Genomic DNA, 23784 nt, shown 5'->3' with positions numbered 1-23784 from the left:
AAAAGCAACAATCTAAAATCTGGATGAAAAACTACTATTCTGAAATTGCAGCATAAAAAAAGAGACCGCCTTTTTGGACAGCCTCTTTTTTTATTATAGGCGCTAAGCGGTTCGAAACCGCTAAGCGCCTGGGCCTCTTCGGTCTGCGAGCAACGTAAAACTTGCGTCATCAGCGTTCCATCCTCTTTCGCTTACTAAAATGCTTCGAATCGCCCCACTCGTTGTAACCAATTTCGGAGCCGGCCATATGAATTCGTGCCTCCAGACAATTACGGCACAACTCAGCATCCTCATCCAGGCAGGGTTTATTTTCGTAAAGCTGATACTCTTCGCGGTAAGCCGTTGGCGTCAGGTTCGGCATAATTACATTGGCGCCAACAGCCAGCGCTTTTTCGCGGCCGGCCGGATCGATGGCTTGTAAAGCTGTTGCAGCGGCAATATTGATATCGGGCATTAACAGGCGCAAAACGGCAATCATATTCAGTGCCAGATCAAAACGTTCCTGCTTTGTTTTTAGCAAATGCCGGTGCTGGTATAAGGGCGTGTCTTCGTGCTCGATATAAGGCCCCATTCCACACATGTCGATATCCAGTTTTTTGAAAAACAACAGATCGTCGGCAAGGTGTTCATAGGTTTGAAACGGCAAGCCAATCATTACTCCGGTACCAACCTGGTAGCCTGCAGTTTTTAAGCTGCCCAGTGCTTCAATTCGATTTTCGAATGAATGGCTAGCATTCTCAGGATGAATTTTGTAGTAAAGCTCGCGTGTTGCCGATTCGATGCGCAATAAATAACGATGCGCCCCACTCTCGAACCAACGACGATAGGTATCCAGACTTTGCTCGCCACAACTGAGTGTGACTCCCAGCTCTCCGTTCGACAGCTGTTTGATTTTTTTCAGCAAAGCATCTACCCGGTTTACAAATGCCGGCGACGACAATTCGCCCGATTGCAATACCACCGACGCAAAACGATTTTCCCAGGCAAAACGGCACGATTCCAGTATCTCGTCATCGCTTACATCGTAACGAAGAACTTTGTCGTTTCCTTTCCGGATACCGCAATACAAACAGTCTTTGGCGCAGATATTCGAGAACTCCACCAATCCACGGAAATAAACTTTGTTCCCGGTTTCTTTTACCTTCACCGCCTGCGCACGTTTTAAAAGCGCGGTGCGCTCCTCGCCGGTGGTTTTTAGTAATTGTATGATTTCCTGTTTATCCAAAGCAATCATTTTGAGTCATAAAAATATACTTTTCTCCGCAATAAAGCTCAAGTACAAAACGCTCTGTTATGTTTTAGAGCTACGTTGCATAACATTGTCACTTTACAACAATTCTCATGTTCTGTAACTGAAATTAAAGTTACATTTGTGACACAATCCTGCGGGAAGGCCACGGCTGACTTTAGGGAGAGAACAAGGCAAAAGAACCAGGTAGAAAGGCAAAAGTCTTTCAAATCCTTTATCTCCATTATTTCCCGTAGAATTTATTTGTATAACTTATGTTGATGTTTGTTGACTGAAGAAAACTTCGGTCTTCCAACTGCTGACTACTAACTTTTAAAAATGAAACGACTGGGTTTTGTGGGCATAATAATTGAAAACCGCGAGAAATCATCGGGGAGTGTAAACCAGGTTTTGAGTCAGTTTTCAGAACTCATTCTGGCACGCACCGGTTTGCCCAATGCCAAAGAAAACTATTCCGTTATTACACTGGTTATCGATGCCACCACCGACGAACTGGGCACGCTAACCGGCAAGCTGGGAAATATCCCTGGAGTGACGGTGAAATCAGGACTGGCAAAAAAATAAAGAATAGAAACTGATCTTTCAACTAAAAAAATATGTACAACGTACCTGCCGATTTTATCAACGAAGCCAAAGTTTGGGAAACATTGGAGCAAAACAAAAATCCCGAACCTGCAAAAATTAAAGAAGTACTGTCCAAAGCTGCCGAAATGAAAGGTTTAAACCTCGCTGATGTGGCGGTTTTAACCTCAATCAGCGATCCGGAAATGCTTGCCGAACTCTTCAACATGGCCAACACCGTTAAAGAAACCATTTATGGCAAACGGCTGGTGTTGTTTGCGCCGCTCTACATTTCCAACCTGTGCGCAAACGAATGTTTGTACTGTGCTTTCAGGGCTACCAACAAAGCAATCGACCGCCATGCCCTGTCGCAGGAACATATTGCCCGCGAGGTAGAAGTGCTCATTAACCAGGGGCACAAACGAGTGCTGTTGGTTGCCGGCGAATCGTACCCGAAAAAGGGCTTCGATTATGTGTTGGAATCGATACGCACCATTTACAGCGTAAAAAGCGAGCACGGTGAAATTCGCCGCGTAAACATTAATGTGGCTCCGCTAACCGTCGACGAGTTTAAGCTGGCCAAAGCCGAAGGTATTGGAACGTATCAGATTTTTCAGGAAACCTACCACCGCGAAACCTACAAAAAAGTACACGTTGGCGGCAAAAAGCGCGATTACAACTGGCGTGTTTGGGCTTTGCACCGCGCCATGGAAGCCGGAATCGACGATGTGGGAATTGGCGTTTTGTTTGGCCTGTTCGATTATCGTTTCGAGATAATGGCCATGATGCAGCATATTTTTGAGCTGGAAGATAAATTTGGAGTTGGCCCGCACACCATCAGTGTTCCGCGGATGGAGCCGGCAACCAACAGTGATATAGCATCGCACCCGCCATTCCCGGTTTCTGATATCGATTTTCGAAAAATTGTTGCCATTCTTCGTTTGGCCGTTCCTTACACCGGAATTATTATGTCGACCCGTGAAACCGCCAAAATGCGCCGCGATACTTTTGCCCTGGGCGTGAGCCAGATTTCGGCAGGAAGTAAAACCAACCCGGGAGGTTACGAGGAAGACGACGAAATCTCTGGCCAGTTTAGTTTGGGCGATCACCGTCTGCTGGATGAAGTCATCCGCGATGTGGCATCAATGGGTTATATTCCGTCGTTTTGTACCGCTTGTTATCGTTTGGGCAGAACCGGACAGGATTTTATGGATCTGGCAAAACCCGGCGACATAAGGTTACACTGTGGCCCTAACGGACTCAGCTCGTTTAAAGAATATTTGCAAAACTATGCATCGCCGGAAACCCGCGAAATTGGCGACCAGTTAATTCGCGAAACAATTGCAGGATTAACCGGCGTAGCCAAACAACGTGCCGAAAAACTGGTAAAACGCGTGGAAGCCGGTCGGGATGATGTTTATTGTTAAAATGACAGCACCTTGATTTCTAGGATTTTTATGATTACCTGATTCCATAATTAATTGTATTTTAGTGGGTAAACTTGTAGCTCAACAAATACAAATATGGAATTTGAAGAATTAACGCACAAAATTACCTGGAAGCTTATCATATGAGAATCGGGTTACTAATAAACTTCGGAAGCAAAAGCCTGACATTTAAACGAATCCACAACAACAAAATCATGATTACCTGATTCCATAATTAATTGTATTTTAGTGGGTAAACTTATAGCTCAACAAATACAAATATGGAATTTGAAGAATTAACGCACAAAATTATCGGCTGTGCTATGCAGGTTCACCGAACCTTAGGAAATGGCTTTCAGGAAGTAATCTACCAACGGGCACTGGCGCTTGAATTTGACCATCAGGGAATAGAATATGACAGGGAAAAAGTTATGTCTATTTACTACCGAAATTTAGAAATTGGTAAACGCAGGGTAGATTTTTTTGTTGAAAATAAAATCATGGTAGAATTAAAAGCAGTTATAAAACTTGAAGATGTACATCTGGCTCAGGCAATGAACTACCTGGAAGCGTATCAGATGAAAATTGGTCTTCTTATAAATTTTGGCAGTAAGAGTTTAACATTTAAGCGTGTTCACAATAACAAAATCAAGTAATCCAATAATCAAGCAAATCATGGTCAACACAAGAGAAGAAAGTGACTTTATTGGAAAGAAGCAAATCCCGGCCACTGCACTCTGGGGAATCCATACGGCTCGCGCGGTTGAAAACTTCTCCATCTCCGGGCAGCTGGTTCATCCGGAGCTTATTAAAGCGTACGGCGAAGTAAAACTAGCCTGCGCACAAACCAATAATGCACTTGACTTTTGGGAAGATAAAACAAAAGCTGAAGCCATTGAGAAGGTCGCTTTTGAAATGAGCCAGGGATTACTGAATAAACACATTCTGGTGGACGCTTTACAAGGGGGTGCTGGAACTTCAACCAATATGAATGTGAATGAGGTGCTGGCCAATCGTGCACTTCAAATTCTGGGAAAAGAATTGGGAGATTATAAAGCAGTTTCTCCGCTCGACGACATCAACCTGCACCAAAGCACCAACGACACTTACCCAACAGCACTTAAAGTGGCTGCGATACGTTTGTTACGCGAACTGGAACAACAAGTACTGAACCTTCAAGAGGCTTTTCAGCAAAAAGAAAAGGAATTTGCACACATTGTAAAAATTGGCCGTACGCAATTGCAAGATGCAGTTTTAACAACTTTAGGCCGCGAAATGAGTGCATATGCCGAAGCCCTGAACCGCGACAGATGGCGCATATACAAATGCGAAGAACGATTGCGCGTGGTAAACCTTGGCGGAACAGCAATCGGCACCGGACTGGGAGCACCCAAGCAGTTTATTTTCAGGGTGGTTGATAAACTGCGCGAAAACACAAACATTGGCCTCGCACGCAGCGAAAACCTGATTGACGGCACGCAAAACGCAGATGTGTTTGTGGAAGTGTCGGGCATATTAAAAGCTTGCGCGGTTAATTTGCTAAAAATCAGCAACGACCTCCGCTTGTTATCCAGTGGGCCACATGCCGGTCTGGGAGAAATTAACCTGCCTCAACTACAGGCCGGTTCGTCGATTATGCCGGGAAAAGTAAATCCGGTTATTCCCGAAGCAGTGGTGCAGGCCGCCATGAAAGTTATGGGAAACGATCAGGTAATTGCACAAGCCTGCGGAGCCGGGAATCTGGAGCTGAATCCGTTTATGCCGCTTATTGCCAACAGTCTGCTCGAGTCGATCGATTTACTAAAAAATGCGAGTAAGTTATTCAACGAAAAATGTGTGTCGTACGTAACTGCCAATGCAGATGTTTGCAGAATGCGTGTACACAACTCAACCGCCACCATTACTGCATTGGTTCCTAAAATTGGTTACGAGCGTTGTTCAGAGATTGTAAAAATGGTTGAAAACAGCGGTTTATCCATTAAGGAAGCAGCTTTAAAATCAGGGCATTTAACTGCCTGTGAGTTTGATGAATTGATTACTCCCGAAGCCGTTTGCCGCTTAGGAAACTAAGTCTCAACATTTTTAACAACACATTAACACATTCCTAAAACACTGCCTATGTGAGCATTGCACACTTTGAGTAAAATAAATACTGATTTATCTCATATTCAACTTGCTTTTAATTATTTTAGTTATTAATATTGAGTCTAAATAAACATTGAGACAAAAAATTTCTTTAATAACTAAAATTGTAAATCATGAAAAAAGTATTATTTCTATTAGCATTTGTTGCTGTTTACGGAGTATCATTAGCAATGACTGAAACTACAGTTGTTACCAACGATGAAATCGTGCAGGTTGTAGATAAAGTAGAAAAAGAGAAAAAAGAAGATGGCAAGAAAGCCGCAAAGTCTGAAGCTAAAGGCGAAGGATGTTCAGGAGGTGAAGCAAAAGCAAAAGCTGATGGATGCTCAGGAGAAAAATCAGCAGAAAAGAAAAGCGACTGCAGCAAAACCTGCGGTGGCGAAAAATCAGGCAAATCCTAGTAGATTAACCGAGTATAAAGAGAAGTCGTTCATTAATGAGCGACTTTTTTTCTGAAAGTCCCCACCTTTTTATGTTTATTTCCTTTTGAGTTTCGTCCGGGAGCACCATCTGGCTTCGATCTGCTTTCTTCGCCGGACGATTTCGCTTTGGTCATTTCATCCCAGCGCTACGCACCGGGTTACCTGCCTGTCGGTAGTCTACCTAATATCATCCTCCGGCTTCCTTCGTCAGCCACCTCCTTGAAAAGGAGGATTCACAACAAAACACTACAGTGGCTTAATACGAATTACCCTACGAAGGGGAACAAAAAGGAGATGATAAAAACTCAGATTCTGATTGGTGATCCCGGTGAATAAAGAATGCGCTTTGCTAGCAATGTAAAATGTACCCCACTTTCACCACATTTTCGATAGAAATTGATGGGTCTCCGGCAAAATATTTTCTGAGTTTCGAAATGAATACATCGAGGCTTCTTCCGGCAAAATAATCGTTTTCGCCCCAAATGGCAGTTAAGATCTGCTCGCGCCGAACCACATTCTTTTTCTCCTTGCAAAGCATACGCAACACTTCGGCCTCGCGTGTTGTAAGGCGTTTTATATTTCCATCCAAACTAAGCGAAAGATTTTCATAATCGAATTCGTACGCCCCAACCTGGTAAATGGTTTCGGTTTCTTCCTGGATAAAATCGCTGCGTTTACTAATGGCCACAATTTTACACCACAACTCGTCCTCATCAAATGGTTTGGTAATGTAATCGTCGGCGCCAATCGTATAGCCTTTCATTTTATCCTCTTTCATGGCGCGCGCCGTAAGAAAAACCACGGGAATTTCGGGCTGAACAGCTTTTACCTTTTTGGCCAGCGTAAAGCCATCCATTTTCGGAAGCATCACATCGAAAATGCAAAAGTTAAAACCGCCGTTGGTTTTGAATCCTTCCAGGCCTTCTTCTCCGTCGCGATAAAGCGTAACTCCTACTCCACGGCTTTTCAAAAAATCCTCCAGCAAAAAGCCAAGATTAAGGTCGTCCTCAACCAAAATAATGTTTAAGTTTTTTTCGTCCATCTTTACGATTTTTCCAGTGGTAATTGAATTCTAAAAACAGTCCCTTCATCGCTGGTGCTTTCAACTACAATGGTTCCGTTATGCGCTTCTACAATTTGTTTTACGTAGGCCAGCCCAATTCCGAAACCTTTGGCGTTGTGCACATCGCCCGTTGGCACGCGGTAATACTTATCAAAAATATACTTTTGAAATTTAACCGGAATACCAATTCCGTTATCTTTTACCCAAATTACCAGGCTATGGTTTTCAGTGCGGGTAACGATTTCAACAGCAGGATTGCGCTTTGAGTATTTTATCGCATTTGAAAGTAAGTTAACGAATACATTTATAAAATGCAGGCGATCGATAAAAACCGGCGTACTCCCGGCCTCAAAATCGTAAGTAATTTGTCCGTACCTTTCGTTCAGTAACATTTCGCAGGTTGATGCCGCTTCTTTTACCACATCCTCTATCGCTGTTTCTTCTTTGTTGTAATCAAATTCGTTTCGCTCCACTGCTTCCAGGCGCAATAAACTTTCAACCAGGTTTTGCAGTTTGCGGTTTTCTTTGCTTATCAGCTCGGCGTAACTGGTCAGTTTTTGCTCATCTTCGCCATAGCGCTTTTTACGAATCATATTCGATGCCAGGGCAATCGACGACAACGGCGTTTTAAACTCGTGACTCACGTTATTCAGCAGCTCTTTGGTATGTTTGGCAATACGAATCTCGCGGTTGTAAATGCGCAACAGGTATAAAAGCGAAAGAATAAGCAGGAAAATCAGAATTACCGAACCAAGGAACATCGTTCCGGCCGTGGCAAAGAAAAAGCGGGTTCGCGACGGGAATTCCACTACCAGCTGATAGCCGGTTTGCCCAATTATTCCGCCCATACAACGCGAATAATATAAGCCCTTGTTGTATTCGGCCTTTATTACCTTAAGTTCTTCCGAACCATCTTCCAGAATGTACATTTCAAAATCCAGGTCGATGTCGTACGATTCTAGTTCGTTTTGAATGGCATCGTGAATTTTTTGCCAAACACCTGATGAAGCTAACTGTGCTTTCAGGCGGATGGAGTCACAATCAACACAAGCTTTCACTTTATTACACAATGGTTTATCGGCTGTAAGATTTGTCATGGTCTCGCTCAATGCCAGCTCCACACTTTTCTCAAACACCTTGTCCTGAAAGCGAATAGAGTAAACAATCCATTTTATTTGTGTTGCCAGCAATGCCAGAATAATCAGCAACGCTAACAAAAATGTATATTTTCGGAATACTGTTTTCACGTATAAATTTTCCTGATCCTAAAAGAAGAAATCATTACTACCATAACCCCATTGATAACCAATTGTTTTATGGTGTTTAAAAAACTCAAAAATAACCATTAAATCAACATGGGCTCCGGCCGTTAAATCCATTAACCTCGCATTAACGCATAGTTTAATCAGCAAACAATATATTTGTGTCACGATCACAAAAAAACGAAAAAATCATGAAACGAATTCTTATTGTAATCACTCTTATTGCCACTTACTGTGTTGCTTTAGCAAGCACAAGTGCAAAGGTTAATACCGTAAAAAAATCGGAAGTTACTGTTGTTGCCGACGATAACCATGGCACTGTAATCAGTAACGAGGACGAAAAAAAGAAGAAAACAGAAAAGAAAGCCACAACCGCTAAAAAAGCCGACAAAAAGGCGGCAGGTTGCACCGAGGCACAAAAGAAAAGTTGTGCAGCATCGGGCAAAACCTGTGGTGACGCAAAAGCCACCACTGAGAAAAAAAGTTGTTGTGGTGAAAAGAAGTAAAATCAACTTCAAATAAATCAATTAAAGGGTGCCTTGGCGCCCTTTTTTTATGGCATTAATTGCTGAAATTGGTTTGAATTTGTACTTTCAGTCGCGCAAAACACAATACATGAGAGCACCAAAATCGTTTCGTTTACACATTGGAATTTTTGGCCGCAGAAATGCCGGCAAATCAAGCCTGTTAAATGCACTAACACAGCAAGATGTATCCATCGTTTCGGAGGTTGCCGGAACAACTACCGATCCGGTTGAAAAACCAATGGAACTGCTTCCGTTGGGGCCTGTTCTTTTTATCGACACGGCCGGCATCGACGATGTTGGCGCACTTGGCGAAAAACGAATTGCCAAAACACTTGCCGTATTCGACCGAACAGATTTAGGTGTAATTGTATCGAATTTTAACGATTGGGGAGAATACGAAGAATCACTGATCGGCGAGTTCAACGAACGGGAAATACCCTTTGTGGTAGTGTTTAACAAGTGCGATCTGTACGAAGAAAATTTTGAAATTATCGGCGCTCTCGACGGCAAAAAAATAAAGCTGGTGCAGACTTCGGTAACTGAAAATAAGGGTTTACTTGATCTTCGGCAGTTGTTGTTGAACTCAGCCCCTGCTGATTTTATAAATCGCCCCAGCATTTTGGGCGACCTTGTTGGTGCCGGAGAAGCTGCGGTTTTGGTGGTTCCCATCGATAAGGAAGCGCCAAAGGGCCGACTGATTTTGCCGCAGGTGCAAAGCATCCGCGACTTGCTCGACAACGATGCATTTTGTATGGTCGTAAAAGAACGTGAACTGCGCGAAGCCTTATCGCGGTTTAACAAACCACCCAAACTGGTGGTTACCGATTCGCAGGCCTTTTTAAAAGTGGCTGCCGACACACCACCAGATATTCCGTTAACCTCATTTTCCATTCTGTTTGCCCGCCACCAGGGCGATCTGAACGAAATGGTACGCGGAGCCATGGCCATCGACAAGCTAAAAACCGGCGACAAAGTTTTAATTGCCGAAGCCTGCTCGCACCATCCCATTGGCGAAGATATTGGCACCGTAAAAATTCCGCGCTGGTTAACTCAATATGTGGGTGGTAAATTGCAAATCGACAGTACGCGCGGACACGGTTTCCCGCCAAATATTTCGGAGTATAAACTCATCATTCATTGCGGAGCCTGCATGTGGAACCGCCGCGAAATGCTGAGCCGCATAATGAAAGCCAAACAAGCCGGAGTTCCGATTACCAATTACGGATTGACCATTGCTTATTCGCTGGGAATTTTTGAGCGTGCTTTAGAACCTTTTCCGGGCGCACTGGACATTTTTAAAAATGGCATTGGAAATTAGCGTTTAAAATTTTTACGGCTTTTTCAAACCCGGAACCGGCCAGAGTTGTTGAAAGAATAAAAGAGAGAAATGAGCCGGATACTTTTTATATTTTTGATTTTTGCAGGACTGGCCTGCACCGATAAAGAAAATCCTGTAATTATGAATGTAATACCTGAACCGAGTGAATTTAACGAAAACGACAATCAGGATTCTACCTTTTATTACCTTGCTTTGGGCGATTCGTACACCATTGGCGAAAGCGTAGAGGAAAATGAACGTTTTCCGGTGCAGTTGGTTACACAATTAAAAGCTGCAGGTTTTGGAATGCAACCTGCAAAAATTGTTGCACGTACCGGTTGGACAACCGATGAATTGGCCGCCGCCATCGAAAATGAAAATTTAAAAGAATCATACAACCTGGTAACTTTATTAATCGGCGTAAACAACCAATACCGGGGAAGAGGTGCCGATGACTACCGGGGCGAATTCAGGAATAATTTGCAAACTGCAATTAAATATGCCGGCAACAAAGCTCAAAATGTTATTGTAATTTCAATACCCGATTACGGCGTAACACCTTTTGGACAAAACCTTAATCCAGAGAAGATTGCCAAAGAAATAGATGAATACAACGCGATAAATTTCCAGGAAACGCTGCAGGCAAATGCGCGCTATGTGGAAATAACAGCCATTTCGCGCGAAGCACTTAACGATGAAATGCTGGTAGCTTCCGATGGTCTGCATCCGTCGGGCGAAATGTACCGGCGCTGGGTAGATAAAATTCTTTCTGAAGCCAAAGAAATACTCGAAAACCAAAAATAAATGACAACCGACCAAAACTTTACTTTAGCCGAACAACTTGACAGAGACGATCCGTTGCATAAATTCAGAAGCCGGTTTTACATCGAATCCGAGAATACGATTTACCTCGATGGCAACTCACTTGGCCGCCTTCCATTAAGAACCAAAGAGTTGCTTTCTGAAGTGATAGAAAAAGAATGGGGCACCGAACTGATTGAAAGCTGGAACCGACACTGGTATCAAAAAACCACACAGCTTGGCGATAAAATCGCACCAATGATAGGCGCTTCAAATGGAGAAGTAATTATTTCGGATAGTACATCAATAAATCTATACAAACTGTCGCACGCGGCTTTGAATTTGCAAAAAGGAAAAACGACAATTGTAAGCGATGCACTTAATTTCCCAACCGACCTATATATTTTGCAAGGCCTGTTAAAAGAGTTTGGCCCGGAGTACAAGCTTAATTTGGCGCAAACAAACGACGGTATTTCAATTGAAACGGAAGAGCTAAAATCGAAGATTACAGAAAATACGGCTTTGGTCGTGTTATCATTGGTGGCATTTAAAAGTGCTTTTATGTATCAGTTGGAGGAAATAACGGAATACGCTCACAAAATGGGAGCGCTTGTTCTTTGGGATCTGAGTCATGCTGCCGGTGCCGTTGAAATTGAGCTGAACAAAAGCAATGCCGACCTGGCTGTGGGTTGCACCTACAAATACATGAATGGAGGTCCGGGTTCGCCGGCTTTTTTATACGTTCGGAAAGATTTACAGGATAAATTGTCATCACCAATTCAGGGCTGGTTTGGCGATGCTTTACCTTTTGAATTCGATTTAAACTACCGGCCGGCACAAGGAATTCGCAGATTCCTCGCAGGAACACCTCCGGTACTGAACCTTATGGCCATTGAACCCGGAATTGAAATGATCAACGAAGCCGGGATGGCAACCATTCATCAAAAAAGTATCCGTCTTTCCGAATTCTTTCATTCCATGGTAGCGTCACAATTAAAGAATTATGGTTTTGAGGCTGGCTCTCCAACAGAGCCCGAAAAAAGAGGATCGCACATTTCGTTAAAACACGTTGAAGCTTACCGAATTTGCCAGGCATTGATTCAGCCCAAAACATCAACAATAAAAATCATTCCTGATTTTCGCGAACCTGACAATATTCGTTTTGGCTTTACACCGTTGTACACCACTTACAAAGAAGTTTGGCAAACAGTACACCGGCTTCGGGAAATAATTGAGAACAAAGAATACGAACAATTTTCAACGCAAAGATCAGACGTTACCTAGGATTTTTGTTTTGATGCGTGGAAGAAACCAAAAAACTCGATCTTGCCCAAGGCATCCTTTTTTAGCAATTTCAGATTTCCTTTCTCAAAGGCAAACTGAAACTCGATATTGTTTCTGAAATCCTTCGGGTTGATTAAAGTGATAAAGTTTCGGGCAACGCTCCATTTCCCTTGCGTTGTTTCCTCCAGCAGTTTTACCGGTGCATTGCCGGCCACTGTAAATTCATGATTCTCGAGAAACGACAACACAAACAACACTTTGTCTTTTTTCAGCGCATCTTCATCAAAATGTAACAGCTCTTCCCCCTCATCCTCATAATACTCAAACAAATGCCACGTGCCCGGAATAAGTTTCTTTTTACTGCCAAACACTTCGGGCGATTTTAGCCACTCGATAAATATTGAAAAAATCGATTTTAATTTCATAACGAGCCTGTTACGTTTGGTAAGACCCCAACCCGGGAAAAAAGTTTAATGCTACAAATAATTTTAATCCGAAGCTCTGATCTGAAGAATACAAGTAGTGTTTCAAACGCAACAATAATCGGCTTCCAACGTATTTTGAGGTATGTAAAAAACCGCTAATTCATACCTTAATTCAAATGGATCATGATTTTATTCAAAAGCTCACCCAAATCGTTCAGGACAACCTGGGGAACGAGCATTTTGGCCCTGAGTAATTGGCTGAAATCATTGGAAAAAGTCACTCCACCCTTCACCGACGGGTTAAAGAATATTCAGGGCAATCCACTAGTCAGTTTATACGGGCAATACGATTGAATACTGCCAAAGAACTACTTTTAAACGAAGATGATACAATTGCCGAAATTTCATACAAGGTTGGTTTTGGGAGCCCCGCCTATTTCAATAAATGTTTTCATGATGAATTTGGAATGCCTCCCGGAGAGTTTAAAAAGAAATTCAGGTCGGAAAAAACAAGGAACCGGTACTATCGTCTTATTTACCTTCTGCCTGCTTTGCTGCTTCTCCTTTTTTTTCTAATTCCCAACCACCGTTTTTCGTTATTTGCCAACAAAAGCACCACCGAAAAAACGATTGCCGTATTGCCTTTTTACTACGTAGGAGCGGAAAAAGACAAGGAACACCTCGCCTATGTAATGATGCTTGAAATTACAAGCAAACTCTCGATGGTGGAGAACCTGGTAGTACTTTCAATCCCGTCGGTTACTACTGACAATAAAAAAACTGACAGCCATATGGCGAAAAAACTGGGCGCAAATTATCTACTCGAAGGCAACCTGCATACTGAAGACAATAAAATGAAACTGATTGTTAACCGAACCAATACAAAAAGCGGAGAAATTGAATGGTCGGACACCTTTAACTCCGGCCTTGAGAACATTCTGCAAATGGAAAGCAATATTTCTCAGGCAGTAGCTCAGCAGCTAAACGCTTTTATTACGCCTGGTGAAAAAGCGCGTATGCAAAAGGTACCTACTCTTAGTTCTGAAGCCAACGATTTTTACCAAATGGGGCGGGCTGCACATATGGAATACTGGAAAAACAACACCGATCTTGAATCGCTAAACAAGGCCGAAGATTATTATCAAAAAGCACTAAACAACGACTCTGCTTTTGCGCAGGCCTATGTTGGATTGGCCCAAATTGCTTACGATAAAACCACGTGGTCCGACATTTTTAAAAACACTTATCTCGACACTGTTTTAAGTCTCGCGAACCAAGCTTTGTCGTTCGACAATACGTTATCGGATGCCTATACACTACGAGGCGATTATTACCGCGCTCGCTTTTCGGATAAAGCGGTTGTGCAATACGAAAAGGCTTTGCACTTTAATCCAAATAACTGGCAGGCTTACTATGGCTTAGGCAACTTCTATATATTGAAAAACAGCATCAAATCGGCGCAGAATATTCTTGAAGCAACAAAACGACGCAGAGGACCGGAATACCCCATAATGCTCGACAACCTGGCTTTTATATTTATTCTGAACGGATTATTCGACGAGGGACAAGAACTAATTAACCGAAAACTATCGTGGGACACCGACTCGCTGTACTATTACCGGCGATTAGCGCTCATTGAAGAATATAAAGAGCATTTTGAAAAAGCCGCCGGGTATGCCCTAAAAGCCCGGGCAATCGATTCAACAAACTTAAATACAAATAGCCTGTTGGCTTTCAATTATGTTTTACTGAAAGAGTATAAGAAAGCCACCTATTATAACGAACGAATTGTACAAATCTCCAACAATATCAATTTTAAGCTGAACAACGAACACCATCGGATAGGCTATGTTTACCTGGTAAATGGCGATAAGCAAAACGCAACAAAATACTTTCACCGGCAAATTGATGCCAGCCAAAAGTTAATTGCAATGGGCAATGCCGAAGAAGCGCTTTACGACCTGGCCGCAACTTACGCCATTTTAAACGAAAATGATAAAGCCTTCGAAAACCTGAAAAAAGTACAACAACAAAATACCAACCTATGGTTTATCTATTTCTACATGAAAAATGACCCGCTATTAAATACTATTCGTAATGAACCTGCGTTTCAGGAAATTTTAAACCGGGTAAAAACCAAAGCCGAAACAGAACGTGACAAACTTAAAACCTGGGCCGACCAACAAGAATTATTTCGCCCGCCATTAGCTGACGCATAATCGAAACTTTTGAACTATACATCCAACCTTCCCATATATAGTTGCTATGCCTTGCAACCTTAAATTTCAGAATTTGTAGCCACTATTAACTTTAAAAATTTCACCATGAAACGCATCATCTTTTTATTGATCGGAATATTCATCGTGGCTACTGCTTGCCAGGATGATTTTGTAGAAACAGACGACAATCTTAAAAGTGCCAAATTCGGAAAAACCCAAACGTTTCAAATTAAAGGTTGGGCGGAGGTTATACCTGACTGGGACTCTGGGATGTTCACATGTACCCCGGAAGAATATGAAATTGCATTTTGTACCAGAGGCTGGGTAACCGGACATGAAAACATTTTAGGAACAGTTGTACAGGAAGAAAGCACTTACGAAAAAGTTTCGTGCGATGTAACAATGACATCAGAAGGACCTGTGGCGCATAATGTTGTTAGCGCAGATGTTCTCAGAACAAATGGAAACAGAACCTACGTAATTTGCCATATGTATATTAATGTTGCCACCGGCGATATTTGGGGACACAACGAACTTGTTGGTGGAACAGGCCGGTTTGAAGGAATCACCGGTAGCACACAAATTCTGCAGGCAAGTATGGTTCCTGAAACCGGAGGCATTAGTTGGATTGAAGAAGGCGAAATCACCCTGGTTCTTAAATAAGAAATATACGAACATGGTTATGCTTGAACCACCTCTTGTTTGCGGGGTGGTTTTCTTTTTCCGCAAAAAAGAAAAAGGGCAGCCCAACGACCACCCCCCACATTCGTAATGTATAATGATAAAAAATAAGGGTACAACAAGTTTAAGAATTCAAAACAGGAATGTTCATTTTTTAATTCGCTACTTATCAACACTTTCCCGTGAATAGCGGTCCAATCCATCGTTCTGTTGCGCCAATTTTCTGTAATTTGAAAGTCCTTATCCCTGTTATTAACATATTAAACTTTGGGTGCAAAACTTGTTTTATGTGGCACTTATGCCCTGCTTAACTACTATTAATCAGCAAAAAACACCAAATCTTTGTCAATCAGAAATCTTTTAATTACTTTTGCGGCCAATTAATTTTATGCCGTTTCTATTGAAAGCGATGTTGCGGCGTAAACATTGTATAACAAATAGTTCTTTAAAAAATGTATTTAACATCAGAAAAAAAACAAGAGCTTTTCGCCAAACATGGCCAATCAGCTCAAGACACAGGTAGTGCAGAAGGTCAAATTGCTTTGTTCTCGTTAAGAATTAACCACTTAACTGAACACCTGAAAAAAAACAAGAAAGACCACAGCACTCGTCGTGCATTGATTAAATTAGTAGGTAAGCGTCGTAGCTTACTCGATTACCTCATCAAAAAAGATATCGAACGTTACCGCTCGATCATCAAAGAGTTGAACTTACGTAAGTAAATTATATTGAAAGGCAATGCATTGGTATTGCCTTTCTTTTTTGTAAATTGCAAAACCTCACCACCCATTGTAATTAACAAAGGCCGCATACAGGCCGCAAAAATTATTGATTTAAATTATGGTAAACGCTACAGTTAAAACAATCGAACTTGCCGATGGCAGGACGATTACCATTGAAACCGGAAAATTGGCAAAACAAGCCGATGGCTCGGTAGTGGTTCGAATGGGTGACACCATGTTGCTGGCAACAGTTGTGTCGGCAAAAGAAGCGAAAGAAGATGTAGATTTCATGCCGGTATCAGTTGATTACCGCGAAAAATTTTCAGCCGCAGGACGTTTCCCGGGAGGTTTCCTGAAAAGAGAAGCCCGTCCGAGCGATGAAGAAATTTTGGTTGCACGTTTAGTTGACCGAGCACTTCGTCCACTATTCCCGGAAGATTACCACGCTGAAACCGCGGTAATGATCTCACTGATCTCATCAGGAAAAGATGAAATGCCCGACTGTTTAGCCGGTTTGGCAGCATCAGCAGCAATCGCTGTTTCAGATGTTCCTTTCACTACTCCGATCTCGGAAGTTCGCGTAGCCCGTATTGATGGCGAATTCGTTATCAACCCGTCACTGGAAATGTTAGCACAAGCCGATCTTGACATTATGGTTGGTGCATCGTACGAAAACATTATGATGGTTGAAGGCGAAATGAATGAAGTTTCGGAAGAAGTAATGTTGGAAGCGATCAAAATTGCGCACGAAGAAATTAAAAAGCACTGTAAAGTTCAGGAAGAACTGGCTGCAGAACTGGGAGTTGTAAAACGTGAATATTGCCACGAAAACAACAACGAAGAATTGCGTGCTCAGGTTAAAGCCGATCTTTACGAAAAAGCATACGCTATTGCGAAACAACAAATTACCAACAAAAGCCTGCGTATGGAGTCTTTTGCTGCTGTTGTTGACGAATATGTTGCAGCTTACCTTGAGGCTAATGCCGAAAATGAGGAGATTGACCTTGTGGCCAACGAAAAACTCATTCGCCGTTACTACCACGATGTGGAAAAAGAAGCCATGCGCCGCATGATTCTCGACGATGCAATTCGTTTAGATGGCCGTAAAACGAACGAAATCCGTCCTATCTGGGGCGAGGTTGATTACCTTCCCGGTGCACACGGATCATCAATTTTCACCCGTGGCGAAACTCAATCGTTAACTTCGGTTACATTGGGTACCAAAATGGATGAGAAAATTATCGACCAGGTAACTGTTCAGGGAAAAGAGAAGTTTTTGTTACACTACAACTTCCCTCCATTCTGTGTTGGCGACCCTAAAACGCCACGCGGAACCAGCCGTCGCGAGATCGGTCACGGAAACCTTGCACACCGCGCATTAAAGAAAATGCTTCCTGCCGATTCACCTTATGTAGTTCGTATTGTTTCTGATATTCTGGAATCAAACGGATCATCATCGATGGCAACTGTTTGTGCCGGAACAATGGGATTGATGGACTGCGGATTAAAAATCAAAAAACCGGTATCGGGTATCGCAATGGGATTGATTACCGATAAAGGTGCTGAAAAATACGCCGTTCTTTCTGACATTTTAGGTGACGAAGACCACCTGGGCGACATGGACTTTAAAGTAACCGGTACTGCCGATGGTATTACCGCTACTCAAATGGATATTAAAGTTGACGGACTGCCATACGAAGTGCTTGCACAAGCATTGCAACAGGCAAAAGAAGGCCGTTTACACATTTTGGGCGAAATGCTGAAAGTGATTCCTGAAGTACGCGAAGACTTTAAACCGAATGTTCCACGTATCGAAACCGTTCAGATTCCGAAAGATATGATCGGTGCGGTAATCGGACCTGGTGGAAAAGTGATTCAGGCTATCCAGGAAGAAACTCAAACCGTAATCGTTATCGAAGAAGTTGACGATGCAGGTTTGGTTCAGATTTCAGGAGCCGGACTGGAGCCAATTGAAGCTGCAAAAGCTAAAATTAAGGCAATCACTGCACTTCCTGAAGTGGGTGAAATTTACCAGGGAAAAGTAAAATCGGTAGTTTCTTTCGGAGCATTTATCGAGATTATTCCTGGAAAAGAAGGTCTGTTGCACGTATCGGAAATGGCTTGGGAACGCGTTGAAAACGCAGAAGACTTTGCCAAAGAAGGCGAGATTGTTGAAGTTAAACTGATCGGTGTTGACGAAAAAACCGGCAAACTGAAACTTTCGCGCAAAGTGTTGTTGCCAAAACCTGAAGGTTATGTAGAGCGCCCGCCAAGAGAAAACCGCGGACCTCGTGGAGATAACCGTGGTGGTGATCGTCGACGCGATGATCGCAGAGGTGGAGACAGAAGACGTGATGACCGCAGAGGTGGAGATCGCAGAGAATTCCGTCCTCGTCGCGATAACGACTAAGAGCTGAATAAATTTCAAGCAAAATAATTTAAACGCTCCGCCTTTTGGTGGGGCGTTTTTTCTGAAAGTAAATCAAAGGAAGACAGCAATTTCGCGCCCGAAAGTCCGGGGTTGCTGCAAAAGCATATCAAAGGCGCATTCAACAATGCTATTCAACGCACAATCATTTTATGCGCCTTGCAATCTGTCTATTTTTATGAAATGCTGTCGACAGGCCTCACTTATTCCTAGTGTTGATTTCGGAAAATCATGACTACTTTATTCTTTCTATTACGTTAATTGCTTCTTTCTCATTTTCCCAACATACAGCCGAATATAAAAATATACAATCGTCAGCAAAGCATAACACCCGGCCTGTAAATACAACGTTATCAGCTCTGTTTTTACTTCCGCTATTCCAACGCCCATTGTGCGCAAACGTAAATAGGCAGGCACAGCTGTTGTTCCGGGCAAAATTTTGGATAAGCTTACCAACCAATCGGGCATGGCCGAAACCGGCCACGAAATGCCACTCAGGAATAAGGCTATTGGCGACAAAAACATCATAAATACAATGGCCGACTCGCGGTGCTTAAAGAAAGTTGACAGACCGATTCCAAAGAAGATTACCGCCAGTAAGAACGGAAACAGCAACATCAGCACATCAAGCATATGGCCCTTATCGGGATAGCTGAACCAATCGTGAATTAGTATCAGTGCGAGGCAAATATTAAATGCCGAGATGAGCAAATATGCCCCTACTCTACCAAAAAGCAATGGAATAATTTCGCGCCTGCGTTTATTTTCCGGCAACCTGAACGGAGATTCTTTTGATTCGGAAAAAGTACCTCCCATAATTCCAATGCCAATTAGCAAGGTTTGCTGAATGATAATGATAATCAATCCGGGCATGATAAAACTACCATACGAACCAGCCGGGATGTAAAGCATTTGTGTTTGAATACTCAGCGGACTGACAGCAGCTTTTGCCTGTTTCAGAGATTTCCCTTCGGCCAGGTAATGTTGCACGCCTACTCCTGCACCAAAATAAGCATTCACGGTTTGTGCCGCCGTGTAAAACGTTTTGTATTTTAACAGGTAACTGCCATCGGCGTAAACCGCAACATCGGCCTGTGTTGTTGACAGTACGTTTTTCTGAAATCCTTTCGGGATTAGCAAAACACCATCAATTTTATTGGCCATAAAAAGTTGCTCTGCCTCTTCAAGGCTTTGCGGATTATACGATACTTCGACATCGCGCGATGCATCCAACATGTTCGTGTATTTCCGGCTGGTAGCAGTTTGATCTAAATCAACAACACCAATTGGCAAGTCGGTCAGCACTTCATTAAAGTATCCGAACGAATACAACAATGGATAAATTAACAGTGCCCCCACCAAAATCAACACAGCTCCACTATCCGAAAAAATGGCTTTCAACTCATTCTTGAAATGAATGGCCATTAACTCGAAACTGCTTATTCTATTCTTGTCTTTTGTCATAGTTCCTATTGTTTTCCCCAGTATTTAGGATCGCTCAGGCTCTTCTTATATACTTTAAATACGGCCATCCCCGACAGCATAAACAGGAGGATGTAACACAAATACGGCAAGGCTTCTTTTATTGGTGCGCCTCGTAACGATTGTGAAATAAACAGTTTCTCCCACCAGGTAAAGGGGAAAATAGCTGTGAGTACACGCACAAATGGCATCATTCCTTCTACCGGAAAAGTTAATCCTGAAAATGTTATTCCCATCATTATATATGCACTACCAACCGACAGCGACAAACGCAGGTTTTTGGTTAAGGAAACGAATATTAATCCCAGCATTTGGTAAGCAAGAATTGTAATAAACTGGCCGCAAAAAATAACCATAAAACTGCCATTTAACGGCATTCCTTCAACCTCATAAAGCAGGTAGGCAATTAACATGGCGAACCCGGAGTAAATAACGGTGTAAGGAAACAGTTTCCCGGCAATTGCCATTCGCACGCTGTTGTTTCCGGCTTTCAAAAGACTTAAGCCTGTTCCTCGTTTCAGTTCATTTCCGAAAGTGTAAACCGAACTCATAAAAGCAAACAAAAACAAGGTAAAATACATCATTGCCGAGTTAAGGAAATAAGCATAATTTGTATATGGATTAAACAAGACATGCTTTTGAATTTTCACAGGAACAACACGAGCCATGGCCTTTTGTGCATTATTACCGTTAAGTGCCAGTTTTTTTAGCTGAATTCCGGCCGAAAATGTATTTAGCGTGGTTAAAACCGAACGTTGCACAACACCGGCAACCGTTACATTTGTTCCGTTGATATAAACCGGCACGGGAGCCTCCATTCCCTGAAATACTTTTTTCTCCAGCTCATTGGGCAAAACAACAATGGCCTGAACAAGCCCTTGTTTTAGCCATTCCTGCGCCTGAAACATATCTGGTGCTCCGGCTACAATCTGTACATCAGGTGAAGCGTTTAACGCATTTCCAACTTTTACGGAAAGTGATGAATTATCCTGATCGACCAAAGCAATGGGCAAGCGTTTCGCGGCTCCCTGCTGAAAGATAAAAAAGAGCAGGAGAATACCCATGATTGGCCCGAATAACAACAAAAACCGATAAGCCGGATTTTGCTGAATCCGCCTGGCCTCACGAATCAGCACTTCAAAAATAGGATGTCTCTTTTTCCCGTTCATTTTATTTGGTTTCGGGTAAGGTAACAACAGCTGTCATTCCCGGACGCAATCCTTCGATTTTATTCACCGGACGCGCCTCAATTTCAAACGATTTTAAATCGAACTCTCCCGACGTTTTTGTTGCATTCCAACGGGCAAAATCAGCCGACGGGCTAATGTATTTTACTTTAAAGTCGAACTCCTGCCCATCGAGACCAGGGATTTTTGCTTTAAACACACTTCCCATTTTAAAATGATTCATATAGTCTTCGCGGATGTAGAGCGTTACCCAAATGTCGTTCAAATCGAGTAGGGTTACTACCGGAAAACCTGTTGAAACCAGTTCACCTTCTTCAACATTTACTCCCGACACTTCGCCATCGGCAATGGCATTAATTGTTGTTTCCTGCAGGTAGGCCTCCACCTCGGCAATAGCGGCCTCGGCACGTTTTACCATTGCAGCGGCAGCAGCTTTATCTTCTTCGCGGGCTCCTTTTTCGGCTTTCTGCCAAATGGCTTTTGCTGCATTTGCCGTTTCGCGGGCCGCTTTCATTTGCGTTTCAACCTCATCGCGTTTTTGTGCCGGCACCACTCCTTCATCATATAAATTCTGAACGCGTGCAAATGTTTTTTCAGCAAACTGGGCAGCTGCTTCGGCTTTAACATACGTGCTGTAGGCTGCTGTAATATCCTCTTGTTGTGCTCCGTTTTGTGCTTTTCGGCTTTGTGCGCTTGCTGCCGAACGAGCTGCATTTGCATTGGCCAGTTTTGCATTAATTTCGGGGCTGTCGATAGAAAAAATAAAGTCGTCCTTTTTCACTTTTTGTCCCCTGTCAACAGCAACTTTCTGTATTCTTCCCGGAACTTTCGATGCAATATTGTATTGCTGAGCCTCAACCTCTCCCTGCAGAATTACGGGCTCGGGTTTGGTTACTACAATAAATGTATATACTATAAATGCTACTATAGCTACAAGTACAACTATTGAGCTTAAGGTCTTCTTGTTCATATTCATTGTTTTTTGCTTTTGTTTTTTTTAAAGTGATTCGGTTACGGTATTGTCTCCACTCGAAAATTCGATGTATTGCTCGGGAACGCCCGCTGTTTGAAGGAAATTCGCCAAAGCAACATCGTAATTGTATAAAACGCTTAGTCGTAATGTTTTTACCTGTAATACTTTTGTATTTGCCTCCACCACATCGGTAGAAGTTGCAAATCCTTCGTTAAATGCGTTCTCGGTACTTTGGCGGTATTCGTTCGCCAAAGCGAGCGTCGTTTCCAGTTCGGTTTTTTGCTCCATTTGCATTTGCAGTTCGTTGTAGAGTTTTACCAAATAAGCTTCCAAATCGTTGTTGGCTTTCTGCTCGGCGTATTCAACCTGGTTGTGCAAAGTTTCGCTGGCCAATATGTTGTTCTTACGGCTCATTCCCTGAAACACATTCCACTTCATTCCAATTCCCAACTCCCATTCGGGCATGTATGGCGAAAAGTTTTTATCGGCAATGTTGTAATTACCCATTGCCGCAATAGTTGGTAAATATTCATTTTTTTCTACCCGGTGCTTTATCTCAACAAGCTCCTTTTTGCCTTGTATTTGTTGTAATTGAGGATTTAATTCTTTGGCACGATCTAACCAGGCAGCCAGCCCTGTTAATTCAGTATTGATAAACAAATTGCTGGCCGGAATAACCTTTCCGATCGAATCGGCAGCCAATGTTGCTTTTAATCCGGTTCGTAATATTTCAACAGTTCGCGTGGCCTGCTTCACTTCGCGTTCGGCCTCGTTTTTTGCCACCTCGGCATGTAACAATTCAACTTTTGCAATCATTCCGTTATCGAATAATTTTTTTGCATCGTTGTAGTGGTTCTCCATACTTTTCAGCATTTCCTTTCGGAGTTTTTCCACTTGCAAGCCAAGGGCAAGACCGTAGTAGCGTGTAACCAGTTCGGTTAACAGAACACCTTCGGCATGTCGTAATTCCTGCTGGCTGATACTCAGATTTACTTCGGCAGCCTGGTTGGCACCGTTAATTTTGCTTCCGGCATAAATGGGTAAAGCAAAACTTGCTGTCAGTAAAGCAAAGTTCTTTTCCTGAATAATCTCGTCCCAATCGTGTGACTGAATGGCTTCGCCGCCTTCAAGTAATTGCTGACGTACAATTTGGGTACTCATGTCGTCACTCAAATAAGGATAAAGCGCGTTGCTTGCCGGATCGGGATTTGGAACGCCGCTAAAAACACCATAATTCCCCAGTGTTTCGTACAAGGGACTAATGGCTTCGCCCACAGGAGTTAAATCGAGATGCAAAGGATCGGACATGGTCATTGCCGTTGCATTTAGCGAAACCTGTGGCAAACGCATACCTTTTTTTGATTTTACCTCGAATTCTTTTTGCCTTATCGCTTCTTTTTGACGCAACAGTGCCGGATTTTGCTCCAGCATGATTTGCATCGCCTGATCGAATGACAACAATTTTTCCTGTGATTGTCCGCGAACCGTTATTCCAACTGCCAGAAGCAGCAGCAATAACAAGACTGTTTTCTGTTGTTTAATTGTTTTCATTTCTGTTATTGTAAGCTGTATTTTGTTGTTTTATTAATTTCATGTCTCTGAGTTGTT

General features: G+C 42.7%; 21 protein-coding genes. 13 read left to right on the top strand and 8 right to left on the bottom strand.

Annotated elements, in window-relative coordinates; genetic code table 11:
* Positions 1 to 169: 169 nt before the first annotated feature.
* Complete coding sequence (gene hydE / locus BMW53_RS12550; protein ID WP_245749043.1) at positions 170 to 1225, bottom strand: [FeFe] hydrogenase H-cluster radical SAM maturase HydE; 1056 nt, start codon at positions 1223 to 1225, stop codon at positions 170 to 172.
* Between the two features lie 342 nt (positions 1226 to 1567).
* On the opposite strand from hydE, the gene BMW53_RS12545 reads away from it, so the two are divergent.
* The 5 genes from BMW53_RS12545 to BMW53_RS12525 all read left to right on the top strand — a co-directional run bounded on the left by BMW53_RS12545 (position 1568) and on the right by BMW53_RS12525 (position 5783).
* Positions 1568 to 1813: a TM1266 family iron-only hydrogenase system putative regulator gene (locus BMW53_RS12545; RefSeq protein WP_038556180.1), complete on the top strand. Its 246-nt coding sequence runs from the start codon at positions 1568 to 1570 to the stop codon at positions 1811 to 1813.
* 32 nt (positions 1814 to 1845) lie between these two features.
* Positions 1846 to 3237 (top strand): [FeFe] hydrogenase H-cluster radical SAM maturase HydG, encoded by a 1392-nt coding sequence (hydG, locus tag BMW53_RS12540; RefSeq protein ID WP_038556185.1) that lies wholly within the window; start codon positions 1846 to 1848, stop codon positions 3235 to 3237.
* Positions 3238 to 3518: 281 nt separating this feature from the next.
* Positions 3519 to 3893, top strand: a complete 375-nt coding sequence (locus tag BMW53_RS12535) for a GxxExxY protein (RefSeq protein WP_038556189.1) — start codon at positions 3519 to 3521, stop codon at positions 3891 to 3893.
* Between the two features lie 19 nt (positions 3894 to 3912).
* On the top strand, positions 3913 to 5307 hold the full coding sequence (locus tag BMW53_RS12530; RefSeq protein ID WP_038563863.1) for an aspartate ammonia-lyase: 1395 nt from the start codon (positions 3913 to 3915) through the stop codon (positions 5305 to 5307).
* Between the two features lie 188 nt (positions 5308 to 5495).
* Positions 5496 to 5783, top strand: a complete 288-nt coding sequence (locus tag BMW53_RS12525) for a hypothetical protein (RefSeq protein ID WP_038556194.1) — start codon at positions 5496 to 5498, stop codon at positions 5781 to 5783.
* 370 nt (positions 5784 to 6153) lie between these two features.
* Here BMW53_RS12525 and BMW53_RS12520 read toward each other — a convergent pair whose 3' ends face one another.
* Positions 6154 to 6846, bottom strand: coding sequence for a response regulator transcription factor (locus tag BMW53_RS12520; RefSeq protein WP_038556199.1), 693 nt, complete (start codon positions 6844 to 6846; stop codon positions 6154 to 6156).
* A 2-nt stretch (positions 6847 to 6848) separates the two neighbouring features.
* Positions 6849 to 8114 (bottom strand): sensor histidine kinase, encoded by a 1266-nt coding sequence (locus tag BMW53_RS12515; protein WP_038556203.1) that lies wholly within the window; start codon positions 8112 to 8114, stop codon positions 6849 to 6851.
* 206 nt (positions 8115 to 8320) lie between these two features.
* On the opposite strand from BMW53_RS12515, the gene BMW53_RS12510 reads away from it, so the two are divergent.
* The 4 genes from BMW53_RS12510 to kynU all read left to right on the top strand — a co-directional run bounded on the left by BMW53_RS12510 (position 8321) and on the right by kynU (position 12059).
* Entirely contained in the window at positions 8321 to 8635 is a 315-nt protein-coding gene (locus tag BMW53_RS12510; RefSeq protein ID WP_038556206.1) for a hypothetical protein, read from the top strand.
* Between the two features lie 109 nt (positions 8636 to 8744).
* The gene (gene hydF, locus BMW53_RS12505) at positions 8745 to 9974 is read left to right on the top strand and encodes a [FeFe] hydrogenase H-cluster maturation GTPase HydF (protein ID WP_038563865.1); all 1230 of its coding nucleotides are present in this window, start codon (positions 8745 to 8747) and stop codon (positions 9972 to 9974) included.
* A gap of 69 nt (positions 9975 to 10043) precedes the next feature.
* Positions 10044 to 10778: an SGNH/GDSL hydrolase family protein gene (locus tag BMW53_RS12500; RefSeq protein ID WP_217642945.1), complete on the top strand. Its 735-nt coding sequence runs from the start codon at positions 10044 to 10046 to the stop codon at positions 10776 to 10778.
* Positions 10779 to 12059, top strand: coding sequence for a kynureninase (gene kynU / locus BMW53_RS12495; RefSeq protein WP_038556208.1), 1281 nt, complete (start codon positions 10779 to 10781; stop codon positions 12057 to 12059).
* Here kynU and BMW53_RS12490 read toward each other — a convergent pair.
* A complete protein-coding gene (locus BMW53_RS12490; RefSeq protein ID WP_038556210.1) occupies positions 12056 to 12484 on the bottom strand; it encodes a hypothetical protein in 429 nt (142 codons plus the stop codon). The two genes, kynU and BMW53_RS12490, sit on opposite strands and share 4 nt — an antisense overlap.
* Positions 12485 to 12738: 254 nt before the next feature.
* Here BMW53_RS12490 and BMW53_RS12485 point away from each other — a divergent pair, with 254 nt between their 5' ends.
* The 4 genes from BMW53_RS12485 to pnp all read left to right on the top strand — a co-directional run bounded on the left by BMW53_RS12485 (position 12739) and on the right by pnp (position 18516).
* Positions 12739 to 14703 (top strand): helix-turn-helix domain-containing protein, encoded by a 1965-nt coding sequence (locus tag BMW53_RS12485; protein ID WP_074780724.1) that lies wholly within the window; start codon positions 12739 to 12741, stop codon positions 14701 to 14703.
* Positions 14704 to 14808: 105 nt separating this feature from the next.
* Complete coding sequence (locus BMW53_RS12480) at positions 14809 to 15366, top strand: hypothetical protein (protein WP_038556213.1); 558 nt, start codon at positions 14809 to 14811, stop codon at positions 15364 to 15366.
* 470 nt (positions 15367 to 15836) lie between these two features.
* A complete protein-coding gene (gene rpsO / locus BMW53_RS12475) occupies positions 15837 to 16106 on the top strand; it encodes a 30S ribosomal protein S15 (protein ID WP_038556215.1) in 270 nt (89 codons plus the stop codon).
* Positions 16107 to 16224: 118 nt separating this feature from the next.
* Positions 16225 to 18516, top strand: a complete 2292-nt coding sequence (gene pnp, locus BMW53_RS12470; protein WP_038556218.1) for a polyribonucleotide nucleotidyltransferase — start codon at positions 16225 to 16227, stop codon at positions 18514 to 18516.
* 270 nt (positions 18517 to 18786) lie between these two features.
* Here the strand turns inward: pnp and BMW53_RS12465 are convergent, their stop codons facing one another.
* Genes BMW53_RS12465 through BMW53_RS12450 form a run of 4 tightly spaced genes read right to left on the bottom strand, consistent with a single transcriptional unit; the run spans position 18787 to position 23727 of the window.
* On the bottom strand, positions 18787 to 19998 hold the full coding sequence (locus tag BMW53_RS12465; protein ID WP_081804763.1) for an ABC transporter permease: 1212 nt from the start codon (positions 19996 to 19998) through the stop codon (positions 18787 to 18789).
* 5 nt (positions 19999 to 20003) lie between these two features.
* Positions 20004 to 21185, bottom strand: a complete 1182-nt coding sequence (locus BMW53_RS12460) for an ABC transporter permease (protein WP_038556222.1) — start codon at positions 21183 to 21185, stop codon at positions 20004 to 20006.
* A gap of 1 nt (position 21186) precedes the next feature.
* Positions 21187 to 22173 (bottom strand): HlyD family secretion protein, encoded by a 987-nt coding sequence (locus BMW53_RS12455; RefSeq protein ID WP_051568147.1) that lies wholly within the window; start codon positions 22171 to 22173, stop codon positions 21187 to 21189.
* A gap of 27 nt (positions 22174 to 22200) precedes the next feature.
* Positions 22201 to 23727: a TolC family protein gene (locus BMW53_RS12450; RefSeq protein ID WP_038556227.1), complete on the bottom strand. Its 1527-nt coding sequence runs from the start codon at positions 23725 to 23727 to the stop codon at positions 22201 to 22203.
* Positions 23728 to 23784: the final 57 nt, after the last annotated feature.

Origin of the sequence: Draconibacterium orientale (genome assembly GCF_900111425.1) — a bacterium.
In the GTDB taxonomy this organism is placed as follows: Bacteria; Bacteroidota; Bacteroidia; order Bacteroidales; family Prolixibacteraceae; genus Draconibacterium; species Draconibacterium orientale.
This window is presented reverse-complemented; position numbering and strand designations above follow the sequence as displayed.